This is a genomic window from Sphingobacterium sp. UBA6320, assembly GCF_002440335.1.
Lineage (GTDB): Bacteria > Bacteroidota > Bacteroidia > Sphingobacteriales > Sphingobacteriaceae > Sphingobacterium.
The window spans coordinates 147,181-160,710 of record NZ_DJTA01000024.1; the positions used below are offsets into that span (position 1 = coordinate 147,181).

Consider the following 13,530-nt stretch of genomic DNA (forward strand, 5'->3'; position numbering starts at 1 on the left):
AAGGGGATTTTTTTATACTTATAACTATTTTTAACGGGCAAGAAGTGCCTCTATCCCCAGTCGATAACTGTCTAAACCAAAACCACAGATAACCCCTACACAATTTTTAGCTAAGTAAGAATGATGCCTAAATGTTTCTCTTGTATGTACATTAGATATATGCACCTCAATGACTGCCGTGTTAATTGCTGCAATCGCATCAGCGATAGCAACCGAAGTATGCGTGTAAGCCCCCGCATTGAGTACAATTCCGTCAAATTCAAAACCAACTTCATGTAATTTATCAATAATAAATCCTTCAGTGTTACTTTGAAAATAACTAAGCTCGACAACATCATACTTACTTTTTAATGTTGAAAAATAACTTTCAAAATCTTGCGCCCCATAAATGGATTTTTCACGCACGCCTAATAAGTTGAGATTAGGTCCATTAAGGATTAATATTTTTTTCATCAGGATAATTATTACTGAGCTCACTAGCCCTACTTTTTTTTCTTAAATTACGTTCATTTATGATGATAACATTATTTGAAATATGCCCAAATTCATTGAACAGAGATGCAGTTATCAACAATAGAGTGCTGATTAAAAATCGCTATATAAAGATCTTAAACTCGAACGAAGACCAATACTAAACACACCAGATTTATGTGTTAGCGGCGTATCATATTCAATCTTTTGATAGCGTTGTGAATATCCGATCTCAAACCTAAGATTATATTTAGGATTCAAGACATAAGCTGCTTTTGCATCTGCATATACAACTTGGCTTTTTATCCCCTGCCCGATATGGTTACCATATCGATTAGGAAAAGTTCGGTAGGATTGAAAAATATCTCCCCCCATATTCGTACCATCTTCAGGATCTAGACCCTTTTGATTATAATTGAGCTGTGCTGAAAAATCAAATCTCTTCCAAGCATAATTAGCAATACCAAGGATCTCTCTAAAATTAGCACCTAAAGGATGAGCAAGAGGTTCAGCATTATTACTATAGTTCGAACCAGAATCAAAATGGGCATACGTATAGGGTCTAGCTGTATTATACTCGACTAAAAAGTTCAAATTTTTAACATCGAATATGTCAAAACCTCTTACACCAAATTGAGCACCCCACTTATTATGTACATATCCCTTTCCCGCAAAAAATTCTTTAGCCGTAAATTCACCTAACAGGAACTGTCCATAGGCTGTCACATTTTTTAGTACTTTATATTTTGAATTCAATCCTAGAAACATTTTGTCTGGAGAACTCGAATTATTGGATTCAACAGGACGTAAAAACATCACCGGATTTATATAAGTGAAATCAAACCCTCTTTTGCCTGCGGCATCTTGATTAGCCCATGTAATCGCTTGAAAGAAACCAATAGAAAATCTATTTGTAGCGTTGTAATCTATATATTGAAATACACCCCACTTCTTTCCATCTCCGTAGCGATCAGTAGCACCAAATTGATCTGACCTTTTATTGGTTGGATCATTCATATACGCCCACACTGAAGTATACTGAACATGACCAATGGTACCTGTAAATTTTAAATGTGTATAATTTGAGGAGAAATCAGACAATAAAAGAGAACGATATCCATCACCAATAAAATTCTTATCATAAGCTACAGTTGCTTGAAAATACTTACTAAAATCATAAGTCAAACTAGCTGTTGCATTCATCCAGTCCTTTTCATTACCAGAACCAAATTTCGTCGTACCCTGTCCAGTTACTACTCTTTTCTCATCAATATAATCACTCAGATATTGAGGAAATACGGCTTGATTTTCAGTAGCACTGGTATAAAATGTAAATTTTTCACCCAATGTTACGCCTGCTTGAAAACCTCTAGAGTTCATCCAAGTACGACGCTTATCTCCCATCATATCTTTTCCAATAGTCAAATCAGGTAAAAAATCGGCATAAAAAGTATAGTCTTCTTTTGAAACTTCAATTAGGTGTTCGTTAAACAACTTGCGCATAAACCAATTATCAGAAGCTACAGGTTGATTTGATTGAATAGAATCAAACTTGACCAATAATTCATCCTTAAAAAGAAATGGTTTTGATGATGTATGTAAGCGTGTTTGCGGCGAATACAAAACATCATTCATTTTTTGTGACAACTGGTAAGAATAAGGCTGATTTTTAATTTGTGCGCGGACTTCATTTTGACCTAGCATAGCGGTAGAAAATAACCCTGCTAATGCTATAAATTTTAATGAAACTTTTTCTTTCATGAGATTTTTTTAAACAACTATATGGAACAGCAAAATCTATTCCTAAAAACAAAATAACACTTTTTTTTGCACTTAAAAGGTTTAACGGCAATAAAAAAAATATGCTAAAACGTATTTGCTTTCTGTTTTAACCTTTTTTTATTACCTTGCATTTGATAAAAACCAGTATGATAATATATAAACTTTTTGATATTAAACAATGAAACGCAGGACATTCATTCAAAATTCAGCCGTATTGGGAGCTGGCTTATTTGCGAGCAGGGCATCTTTTGCTTCGATGCAGACTTCATTCCCGACGGTGCGTATTCCAGCAGATAAACGTCTTTTCTCCAGTAAAGCAATTGAAAATGCTATTGTAACATTTGGTAAAGCTACAAACAATAAAGAATTAGCTTGGCTTTTTGGCAACTGTCTTCCCAATACCCTAGACACGACTGTATTTCCATATGTTGAAAATAACCGTAATTACACCTATGTAATCACTGGAGATATTGATGCCATGTGGCTACGAGACAGTAGTGCTCAAGTATGGCCGTACTTAGCTTTTATGAAAGATGATAAAAATCTAAAAAATCTAATTTCAGGTTTAATTCACAAACAAAGTAAATGTATCAATATAGATCCATATGCTAATGCATTCTATAATGACCCAACAAAAAAAGGCGAATGGTTCAGTGATCACACAGACATGAAACCTGGAATTCACGAACGTAAATGGGAAATCGATTCCCTTTGTTATCCGATAAGACTCGCCTATCATTACTGGAAAGAAACAAACGATGCAACTCCTTTCAATGAAGAATGGGAATTAGCACAGGAGAAGATCTACAAAACATTTGTCGAGCAACAACGTAAAGAGAACTTAGGTCCATATAAATTTATGCGAACTACTCCGCGTGGATCAGATACGCTACAAGTTGATGGATACGGATACCCCGTTAAACCTGTCGGCTTAATTTGTTCTAGTTTCAGACCTTCAGATGATTCAACTATTTTTTCTTTCTTAATACCTTCTAACCTATTTGCAATAGTTAGTTTAAGACAGTCAGCAGAAATCTTAAGAAAAGTCAAAAATAACAACAACTTAGCGGCCAAAATGGAAGCTCTTGCTAATGAGGTAGAGTCTGCTGTTCAAAAACATGGAATAGTAGATCACCCACAGTTTGGAAAAGTTTATGCTTTTGAAGTTGACGGTTTCGGTTCATTCTTAATGATGGATGACGCCAATGTGCCAAGTCTACTTTCATTACCTTACTTAGATGCTGTAAAAGTCGAAGACCCGATCTATCAACGTACACGTCAATATATATTGTCAGAAAATAATCCATTTTTCTTCAAAGGCACAGCAGGAGAAGGAATTGGAGGACCACATATTGGTCGCGACTTCATTTGGCCAATGTCCATTATGATGCGTGCTTTTACATCCAATAATGATAAAGAAGTGGTAGAATGCGTAAAAATGTTAATTTCCACACATGGAGATACCGGTTTTATGCACGAATCATTTCACAAAGACGATCCTAAAAACTTCACGCGTAAATGGTTCGCTTGGCAGAACACTTTATTTGGAGAATTATTATGGAAAATTTATAAAGAAAAACCATCTTTGCTTAAACAAATATAGTTTTACCCTATCGTATTAAAAGTGCTGTAAGGTAACACTTATAGCACTTTTTTATGGAGCAAGAAAAAAAACAAATTGGTCCGATAGGGATTTTTGATTCTGGATACGGAGGTTTATCCGTATTTAAGGAGATCAAAAAAAAATTGCCTCAATATGATTATATCTACTTAGGCGACAATGCTCGTATTCCTTACGGCACCCGTTCATTCGAAACGGTTTATGAATTTACTAAACAATGTGTATTTAAATTATTTGATTTAGGATGCAATTTGGTCATTTTGGCCTGTAATACCGCCTCAGCAAAAGCATTGCGCTCTATCCAGCAAAATGATCTTCCTCCCGGAAAGAAAGTTTTAGGAGTGATACGCCCTACCACAGAAATTGTAAAACAATTTACAAAAACCAACAACGTAGGCATTTTAGCAACAACCGGCACAGTGAAATCCGAATCTTATAAAATTGAAATCAATAAATTCTATCCCGAAATTGAAGTTTTTCAACATGACTGTCCTTTTTGGGTTCCTTTAGTTGAAAATAATGAAATTGAGACAGACGGCGCGAAATACTTCGTAGAAAAGGATATCCATCAATTATTAAAACAATCATCAGATATCGATACGATCGTTCTGGCATGTACACACTATCCTTTATTATTACCTGTAATCAAACAATTTGTACCCGATCATATCAACATCATTTCTCAAGGACCGCTCGTCGCAAATAGCTTGAAAAGATATTTAGACGTACACCATGATATCGAACTCAAAAGTTCTAAAAATGGAACTATGCAATTTTATACAACTGATGATCCACTCGATTTTGAATCAAAAGCAGAGATATTTTTCGGTCAAAAGATAAATGCCAAACACATCAAAGTTACATAACCAAGACTCGTCTGAAGGAAACGATTCTTGGTTATGTGACCAATATTTAAATCCAACTAGTCTGTCAATACCACTTTTTTAGCATAACTATCATTATGCACTGCAGCAACAGCTCTTCCTGACGGATCGTTTAAGTTTTGAAATGAAGCATCCCATAATAAAGCCTCTGGTGTACTACAAGCAACCGATTTAACCGAAGGTACTGTTCTCGCAGCCGCTTCAGAAGGAAAATGAGATTCAAATATTGTACGATATAAAAATTCTTCTTTATTCTTAGGCGTATTAATCGGAAACCTATCCGCAGCTTCAGCAAATACTGCATCACTGACTTTAGCCTCTGCCTGTTCTTTTAAAGTATCGATCCAACTATATCCTACTCCATCAGAAAATTGTTCTTTTTGGCGCCACGCAATACTTTCCGGAAGATAATCTTCAAATGCTTTGCGCAAAACCCACTTTTCCACACGGCCATCTTTAATCATCTTATCCTTAGGGTTGATCGTCATCGCCACATCCATAAACTCTTTATCCAAGAATGGAACACGTCCTTCTACTCCCCAAGCAGCTAAAGACTTATTAGCGCGTAAACAATCATACAGGTATAGTTTTTTCAATTTACGGACCGTTTCTTCATGAAATTCCTTTGCATCCGGTGCTTTATGAAAATACAAGTATCCTCCAAATAACTCGTCAGACCCCTCTCCTGAAAGGACCATTTTGATACCCATAGATTTAATGACACGCGATAATAAATACATCGGAGTCGAAGCCCGTATAGTAGTCACATCGTAGGTTTCCAGATGATAGATTACATCACGAATGGCATCAAGCCCCTCTTGAATAGTAAAATTGATCTCATGGTGTATAGTACCGATATGATCCGCTGCTTTTTGTGCAGCAATTAAATCTGGAGCTCCTTTCAAACCCACTGCAAAAGAATGTAACTGTGGATACCAAGCCTCTTCTTCGTCGCCTGATTCGATACGCTTTGAAGCAAACTTCTTCGTAACAGCAGCAATAACAGAAGAGTCTAAGCCTCCAGATAATAATACACCGTAAGGCACATCGGACATCAACTGACGATGTACAGCAGCCTCTAAAGCATCACGTAAGCGAACGATATCAGTTTCAGCATCTTTAACCGCTTCGTAAGACTCCCATTGTCTAGAATACCATCTTTTAGGTTCTTTACTTTCAACGCTATAAATATAGTGTCCCGGAGGAAATTGATCCATGGTATTGCAAAATCCTTCCAAAGATTTCAATTCTGATGAAACAAAAAACTGTCCATTCGGATCAGTCCCGTAATATAAAGGTATGATCCCCATATGATCACGGGCAACAAAAAATGAATCATTTCGTGCATCATATAAAGCGAAACCAAAAATCCCATTTAGCTCTTCTATAAATTGAGGACCTTTTTCTAAATATAAAGCAAGTACAACTTCAGAGTCAGATTGTGTAGTAAAAGCATAATTAGGTAAACTATCACGAAGTTCTTGATGATTATAGATCTCACCATTAACAGCCAATACCACTTGCCCATCAGGACTATATAAAGGTTGACTACCAGATTTTGGATCTACTATCGCTAATCGCTCATGAGCTAAGATGGCATGATCAGAACTATAAATACCCGACCAATCCGGTCCACGATGACGTATACGCTTCGACATTTCTAATACTTGAGGTCTGATTATTTCTACAGATTCCTTTAAATCAAATGCTCCTATGATACCACACATATTATAATTATTTTATTGTTTCTATCTACTACTTGAATTATTGATACAAAGTAAAACAAATAATAATGAAATTCATAATATTTTTAAAAATTTATTGAAAATTTAACATAAATATATTTATTTCTTTGTCAATTACATATTAAAATAAAGAAATCGCTGTGCATATGAAAAATTTACATTATGGTTATAATATGATACCCTTACATTTTCTTGAAATAAATAGTTCCATATTTACTTTTCTATAGTGTTTTTGCATAAATTCATATTAAGAAAATTTACAGTAAATAGATAATTATGAATGCTTTACTTCATCATTACCAAAACTTGGCAGTTAATCAAAGTGACCTAGATAAAATTATGCTTGTGCACGAACTCGTTCATTTTTCTAAAAATGACTTTTTACTCCGGAAAGATGAAAAAGCTCACGAATATTATATCTTGGAAAGCGGACTGGTGCGTTCTTTCGTTCACGATTTCCAAGGAAATGAAATTACAACCGATTTTTTTGGAAACTATGATATTGTCATTGAAGTAACGTCGCTTTTTCTCCAATTTCCTTCTCCAGAAAATCTTCAATGCTTAACAGACTGTACAGCATGGAAAATTGATTTCAATACATTTCAAACCTTATATCATACCATTCCAGCATTTAATGAATGGGGACGCTCCTGGATGACCTATGCCCTGCATAGCAATAAAAAACGCTTTATTGATATGGTTTCACTCTCCGCCACCCAACGTTATCTAAATCTTATCAAACACAAACCACAAATAATCAAACAAGCAGCTTTAAAGTATATTGCCTCTTATCTTGGTATTACAGACACTTCTTTAAGTCGAATACGAAAAGAACAATAAATGTTTAGATCCTCCTGAAGATTACTTGTCATATGCGAAGTAAATTGGTCAGAATTTACCTTATTTTTAACATAAAAATGATAGCAACTTTTATTACTGAACGATAATATTAATATTTAATCCGATCTATAATTCGCCCTGATTTGAGCAATAAACATAGAGGGTGATATGAGCAAAATAAATTAATTCGTATTTATTACTGACATTCCGTTGTCAATACTACACCTAACTTTGATTAAACATAAATTAAAAAAAGAAAATTATGGCTATTTTACACGCTTATTTAAACTTTAATGGCAATTGCGAAGAGGCATTCGAATTTTATCAATCTGTTTTCAACACCCCATCTTTAGGTGTATATCGGTTCAAAGATATGCCTGCGGACCCCAACTGCCCATTACCTCCTGAAGCCGCAGACAAAGTGATGCATACGGCGATTAAGATCAATGATTCGGTGATGTTAATGGGCTCTGACTGCATAGAAAGCTTTGGACACAAAGCTACTGCAGGTACAACTACTTATTTAATGTTAGATACCCAAACTGCTGAAGAAGCAAAAGATTTATATAACAACCTTACAGTGGCGGCTCAAAATATTGAAATGCCTCTTGGAGAACAATTTTGGGCTGAACTGTACTCATCTTTTCAAGACAAGTATGGTATTTCATGGATGATCCACTTTGAAGGCAATAAAAAAATGCAGTAATGATAACATGCAAATCTTTAACAATAAGACTTATTGATACTAAATTTCAGAAGGATTAATATTTGAGATTTATAAATTACTATATTTTTCAAGAGATCAGGATAGATCAACCTGATCTCTATTATTATTGACAAACAGTGAAAAATATAACCATAATTGTCATTACGAATTGAAAAATAAATTATTTTTCAATTGCTTGTGTAGCCTTCTCTAATATTTCAAAAGCCACTTCAGCCATTTTATTTCCCTTATGATCCAATAAAGGATTTATTTCTACCACTTCAAAGCAGACAACTTTTTTCAAACTTAATATCTCTTCCAGTAGTTCAATAATCTCTGCTGGATAAAATCCTTTAGGAACAGGAGTACCCGTACCATCTGAGATGAGCTCGCTATCCATACTATCCACATCAAAAGAAACATAGATCAGATCACAATCCCCAAGCTTTTTTATGACTTCATGTACACAGGTTTTAACAGACAATCTACGTACCTCTTCTACAATATAATTTTTAATTTCTAAATCATTAATTAAAATATCTTCAGCAGGTTCTGTATCCCGCACACCAAAATAAATGAGGTCCCTTGCTTTGATCTTTCCAGTGATGTCACCTAAAGTCTTTAACTTTTGCCAATAGTCCTTTGTTTCCTCATCAATTTTATTAATAGCACACAATAAATTATCTTCTGCCAATGTAGCCGCTAAAGGCATGCCGTGGAGATTTCCAGATGGCGTCGTATAAGGGGAATGAATATCAGCATGTGCATCGATCCAAATTACACCTAGATTCTTTTCAGGAAATGTAGATTTTATTCCTGAAATCGTCCCAATCGCTGAAGAATGATCGCCCGAAAATACTAGAGGAAAAAGATCGGCCTTCAATGTTTTCTCTACAGCTGAGGCAACTTCACCACATTGTGCCAAAACCTCTTTGATCCGTTTAGCAAACGGCGGCAGAGCCGGATCGTAAACGACATCATTTCGCGTCTTTAAATCAATAAATGGGTAATGGTGAAAATATTGACTTCCCTTATTTATAGCAGCAATTTCGATAGCATCTATCCCCAGATCAGATCCTCTAGTCCCCGCTCCAATATCTGATCTGTTCTTGATTATTTTTATAGATCTTTTCATATATCACATGTATATTCATTTATATTTCTGTATCAATTGCCTATAGGACTATAGTTGCGTTCAGAAGCCTTTCATCAAAAACAACCTCTAATAGATATTTAATCATAATCGTTGATATAAAGATAATTAATTTACAGCAATATATGGTTCAGAATATAGTAAGCCCATGAAAATAAAACAGGCTTAGAAATCACTTTCTAAGCCTGTTTTTAAGATGAAAATTTTTGAGATTAAAACTTAATCGTATTCAGATTTTTATCAACTAAAAATCCTTGAATAGCTTTCAATGTATATTTAACATCTCGCTTCGCTCGTAATTTCAACACAAATAAATCTTCATTTCCATAGAGAGCCTTCTGATCTCCAACATGTACAAAAGTGGGATATAATACTTTTTCACCACTCGTATGCAAGCGATCATTTGTTAGATTATCCATATCTTTAACGGCTAATGCCTGAACAGAAACAAATTCATAATCTTGTGATAGATAAAGTAATCCAAAACTAATGGCATTCACAGATTTAAGATCTTTACCTTTGACCATAATTTCGATGATCTCCCCTTTCTTATAATTTTGTTTTGCAGTTGATAAGCTAATTTGACCTGCCACTTTATCAACCTGAGCTTCTTTGATACCACCATCTAACTGAGTAGCAACAACAGAAATATCATAAGCATCTATTAAATCATTTTTATTAATATCGCCATTACTCACATAGCCTTCAAAATCAGCATCTCCTCTTTTTAGTCCGGTATAGTTTGTATAGGATGTCAGATCATTTCGATCAATCAAACGATCATTATTGATATCTCCTGGAAGATAACTTTCAGTACCAGGTACTTTAAAGATATAAAGTTCTCGACCTGAGCCAAAACCACCTACACCTTCTGTAATTGCTAATTTTACAAATCGAGCAGTAGGTTGACCAGCAAAATTGAAAGTTTTTACTTCATCATTATTTGCCCAATTAAAAACTCCCGATTCAGTCCAATTCTCCTTATCTGTACTATAATAAACTTTACCTTTCAATACAATCCCATTGCCGCGTCCTGTACGAGGTAAATATTGAAACTTATCCAATTGATTCACTGATTTCAAATCTAAGATCATATCAAATGGTATGGCTTTTTTACCCCAAGCAGTGTGCCACATATTTCCTTCGTCAAAATCTAACAACTTATCAATACCAGAACCATCCTGATTTTCAGCTGTAGTTTCCCCTTTAATATCGCGAATAGCAAACTCCAATGGATTTGCCTTCGTCTTAGCCTGAATTTCCGTCCAATCAGAGAAACCTTGTTTATTAACCGATCTCAATTTAAAAGTATATGTCGTTTCTGGGGCCAACCCCTCAAACAGCAGTGCATTATCTTTTATTGTCGAATAAAGCATATTATTAAATTCGATCTCATAATAGTCGGCATGGTCTACACTACCCCATGTAGGAGTCAATGAATATGCTGCTCTATGATCTTCAGTAACAAGTGCATGTTGAGGTGCGGTTAATAATCCTTGCGAAATTCGGAAGCGATTAACAGGCTCAAATTTGAAACCATCTAATAATAGATTGACCTCATTTTTAGTAATATCAGTACTGGCTAATTTAATATGTAAAACTGGATTTTTTACTATGATTTGTTTTTCGAACTCACTGCCCGTGGTGGCAAACTTATTCATATTAGGGGCAGCATCATAAAAATAAACATTTTCTTGGTTAATGAATTCGTTCATAGATTTCACTTCCACCAATTTAATTTTAGTTTTACCGATTGTAGCCTTTAACTTTTTAGGTATCTCTGTAACATTGATTCTAAATTCAGTTTGTTTATTTTTCACAAACCCTTCAAAATCACCAGTCGTGCGATTTACAGTTACTGAAAGCTTATCCTGCTCACCTAAAAGAGATTCAATTAATGTCGAAGCTCCCTTTCCCGATTTATATGCTTCTGAAATACCATCATCATCATACTCCGTAAATGAGCTTTTCCCTTTTGGATAGATTTCATAAATGCGAAGAGATTTATTAATTTCATGAACGTTATTATTTGGGTTTGCCATTGGAATAATAGAACCATTTTTAACGAATAGAGGTAATTTCCAAATCGGAGAATCAAAATTATTAAGAATGACATTTCCTTCAAATTTATCTCCGCTAAAGTAATCAATCCAACTTCCTTCAGGTAAATAAATACCGTTACGGATATCATTCCCTTTATCATCAGATTTTGTAGCTTGATAGATTGGGGCCACTAGAAACGATGGACCATATAAATATTGGTACTGCGTGGCTGTCCCCTGTGTATAAGCATTTGGATAGCTTAGGAATAATGCTCTGATCATTGGCAATCCATCTACTGCTTCCTTAGCTATACTATACGTATAAGGAAGCAATTCTGATTTCAATTTCAGGTAGTTTCGATTGATTGAGGTTACTGGCTCCCCCAATGCGTGTGGATACTTTTCGTTAGAACCCCACCCATCCATATTCAATTCCATTGGAGTAAAAGTTTTCCACTGAAAGTCGCGAATATTGACCGCATTATTTTTACCTCCAAATATGCCATCCATATCTGAGGTAATATTTGGCTGCCCTGATAGTCCAGATCCCAGATAAGTGGGAATATGAAATCGAATATATTCCCAAACACCGCCTGTTTGATCTCCAGACCAAATACCAGCATAACGTTGAGTACCTGCCCAACCATCTAATGAAATAGTAAACGGCCTAGCTTCATTTCCGTAATAAGGAATGATATGACCGACATCTGCCACTCCATTCAATCCAAAGGAATAACCAGCTCCTACCCATGCCACATCAGTTTTAAGTACACGAACTCCCGCATCTCTTACTTCTTTAACAATATCACGCTGCAGCAAAGCACTAATTTCAGATTTTGGGTGCAGATCAGATTGTGTCCATAATCCAATTTCGACACCATTTTTACGAGCATAATCTCCTAAACTTTTTAAATTGGCAATATTACCATCTAATGTTTCTGTTTGTCCATAACCTGCTCCATAGCCATCATTAGGCAATAACCAACCGAATGGCATATCATGCTTCTTATAACGGTCAATAACAGCACGAGCCGAAAATTGATAATTATTCAATTCACCATTTAATGACTCCTTGATACCACCATTATCTTTTTGCCCCTCCTTATAGCGCTTTCCATTCTCAAATAGAATCCCCTTTTCATCTTCTTTCCAATAATCACGATTATAGGCATTCAGGTGCCCTTGATAAAAGCCAAATTTTGGAAGTAAAATTGGATTTCCGGTTAATTGATAAAAATCATTCAGTAAAGAAACTACCCCATCATTGATCATAAAGAAAACATCTAAATAATCGATATCATGTGTCAAATGAACATGTCCTTTTTCTTTTGATCCGAAATCATATTTTCCTGGTTTAAAAGTGTGCCACATAAAACCATACCCTTTTGACGACCAGTAATAAGGTGTAGGTGAAGCCACTCCTCCATCGGTCCAGCTATTTTGATTTTCAATGGAAATAACTTTTCCTTTGTGAGAAAAACGACCATTCTGAACGCCTCCACCATAAAAATATTCATCGGATTTCTCCTGAAGGCTTAAGGTAACTTTATTTTTTTCAAAGATAATAGGCTTCGTAAAAACAACCGCTTCACCTTTATTTTTCTCATTGATCACTTTCAACAAATTTGTGGTTTTATCAATCAGGATAGTAATCTCTCCTGTAGCAATTATTATTTGATTGTTGCTATCGCTAAGATTTAATTGTTGAATGGATTTTTTTGGGTTTGACACCAATATTTCAGCCGCAGGTTTAGCTTCAGGATTTCGAATGATCCCTCCTCCATTATCCTGAAATAATCGAAAAATATGATTACCATAAAAATCGAATGTCAATCGCTGATTATTAGAAAATAAAACCTCTACAGTCGTAGCATTTATTTTTTTTGCACTGACAATAGTTAACATTGGGTTAGTTTGCTGCTGAATCGGCATTGTTTTAAAATGAGCCTCTGTCGGAGCAACACTTACCATTAAAGGAAATGCCAAAGCGAACATCACCTTTCTGTGTTTTTTATACATTATATTACAATTTTGTGTTTTCTAATTTTATTTATAGCTGTTTAGACGTTAAATAATAGATGTTTTAAAATTGTATTTTAGGTATGTAAATGTAGGAAACAGATTTGAAAATAATAGATTGTATCTATTAAAATACAAATTCTTTATCCAAACAGGAGCTATACCTAGTTCTTTTATTAATGTTAATTACGTTGTTTTACTCCACTTTGTGATCTTATTACTATTATTTTGCTGGAGTTATATTGATTGTAGTGTCCTAGAATAGGT

Annotated in this window: 9 protein-coding genes; 4 read left to right on the plus strand and 5 right to left on the minus strand. The window is 34.9% G+C overall.

Features of this window, described 5'->3' with window-relative positions; translation table 11 throughout:
- Positions 1–30: 30 nt before the first annotated feature.
- Together aroQ and B3P23_RS16455 are read right to left on the minus strand one after the other, a co-directional pair.
- A complete protein-coding gene (aroQ, locus tag B3P23_RS16450; protein WP_045754825.1) occupies positions 31–453 on the minus strand; it encodes a type II 3-dehydroquinate dehydratase in 423 nt (140 codons plus the stop codon).
- Positions 454–585: 132 nt separating this feature from the next.
- Entirely contained in the window at positions 586–2,232 is a 1,647-nt protein-coding gene (locus B3P23_RS16455; protein ID WP_281047570.1) for a gliding motility protein RemB, read from the minus strand.
- A 199-nt stretch (positions 2,233–2,431) separates the two neighbouring features.
- Between B3P23_RS16455 and B3P23_RS16460 the strand changes: the two genes are divergently transcribed.
- Both B3P23_RS16460 and murI read left to right on the plus strand, forming a co-directional pair.
- Complete coding sequence (locus B3P23_RS16460) at positions 2,432–3,856, plus strand: glycoside hydrolase family 125 protein (RefSeq protein WP_293928176.1); 1,425 nt, start codon at positions 2,432–2,434, stop codon at positions 3,854–3,856.
- 53 nt (positions 3,857–3,909) lie between these two features.
- The gene (murI, locus tag B3P23_RS16465) at positions 3,910–4,740 is read left to right on the plus strand and encodes a glutamate racemase (protein WP_293928179.1); all 831 of its coding nucleotides are present in this window, start codon (positions 3,910–3,912) and stop codon (positions 4,738–4,740) included.
- A gap of 56 nt (positions 4,741–4,796) precedes the next feature.
- Here the strand turns inward: murI and asnB are convergent, their stop codons facing one another.
- Entirely contained in the window at positions 4,797–6,485 is a 1,689-nt protein-coding gene (gene asnB, locus B3P23_RS16470) for an asparagine synthase B (protein ID WP_293928182.1), read from the minus strand.
- A gap of 294 nt (positions 6,486–6,779) precedes the next feature.
- Between asnB and B3P23_RS16475 the strand changes: the two genes are divergently transcribed.
- Positions 6,780–7,343 (plus strand): Crp/Fnr family transcriptional regulator, encoded by a 564-nt coding sequence (locus tag B3P23_RS16475; RefSeq protein ID WP_045755141.1) that lies wholly within the window; start codon positions 6,780–6,782, stop codon positions 7,341–7,343.
- Positions 7,344–7,605: 262 nt separating this feature from the next.
- Positions 7,606–8,049, plus strand: coding sequence for a VOC family protein (locus B3P23_RS16480; protein ID WP_293928185.1), 444 nt, complete (start codon positions 7,606–7,608; stop codon positions 8,047–8,049).
- A 181-nt stretch (positions 8,050–8,230) separates the two neighbouring features.
- On the opposite strand, the gene B3P23_RS16485 is transcribed toward B3P23_RS16480, so the two are convergent.
- Entirely contained in the window at positions 8,231–9,184 is a 954-nt protein-coding gene (locus B3P23_RS16485) for an arginase (protein WP_293928187.1), read from the minus strand.
- A gap of 230 nt (positions 9,185–9,414) precedes the next feature.
- Positions 9,415–13,263 carry a TIM-barrel domain-containing protein gene (locus tag B3P23_RS16490; protein WP_293928189.1) on the minus strand — a complete coding sequence of 1,283 codons (3,849 nt, stop codon included), beginning with the start codon at positions 13,261–13,263 and terminating at the stop codon, positions 9,415–9,417.
- Between the last annotated feature and the right edge of the window lie 267 nt (positions 13,264–13,530).

Excerpts from the sequence above, each read along its gene's own strand:
- aroQ (WP_045754825.1), bottom strand. The coding sequence starts at position 453 with ATGAAAAAAATATTAATCCTTAATGGACCTAATCTCAACTTATTAGGC.
- B3P23_RS16455 (WP_281047570.1), bottom strand. The coding sequence starts at position 2,232 with ATGAAAGAAAAAGTTTCATTAAAATTTATAGCATTAGCAGGGTTATTT.
- B3P23_RS16460 (WP_293928176.1), top strand. The coding sequence starts at position 2,432 with ATGAAACGCAGGACATTCATTCAAAATTCAGCCGTATTGGGAGCTGGC.
- murI (WP_293928179.1), top strand. The coding sequence starts at position 3,910 with ATGGAGCAAGAAAAAAAACAAATTGGTCCGATAGGGATTTTTGATTCT.
- asnB (WP_293928182.1), bottom strand. The coding sequence starts at position 6,485 with ATGTGTGGTATCATAGGAGCATTTGATTTAAAGGAATCTGTAGAAATA.
- B3P23_RS16475 (WP_045755141.1), top strand. The coding sequence starts at position 6,780 with ATGAATGCTTTACTTCATCATTACCAAAACTTGGCAGTTAATCAAAGT.
- B3P23_RS16480 (WP_293928185.1), top strand. The coding sequence starts at position 7,606 with ATGGCTATTTTACACGCTTATTTAAACTTTAATGGCAATTGCGAAGAG.
- B3P23_RS16485 (WP_293928187.1), bottom strand. The coding sequence starts at position 9,184 with ATGAAAAGATCTATAAAAATAATCAAGAACAGATCAGATATTGGAGCG.
- B3P23_RS16490 (WP_293928189.1), bottom strand. The coding sequence starts at position 13,263 with ATGTATAAAAAACACAGAAAGGTGATGTTCGCTTTGGCATTTCCTTTA.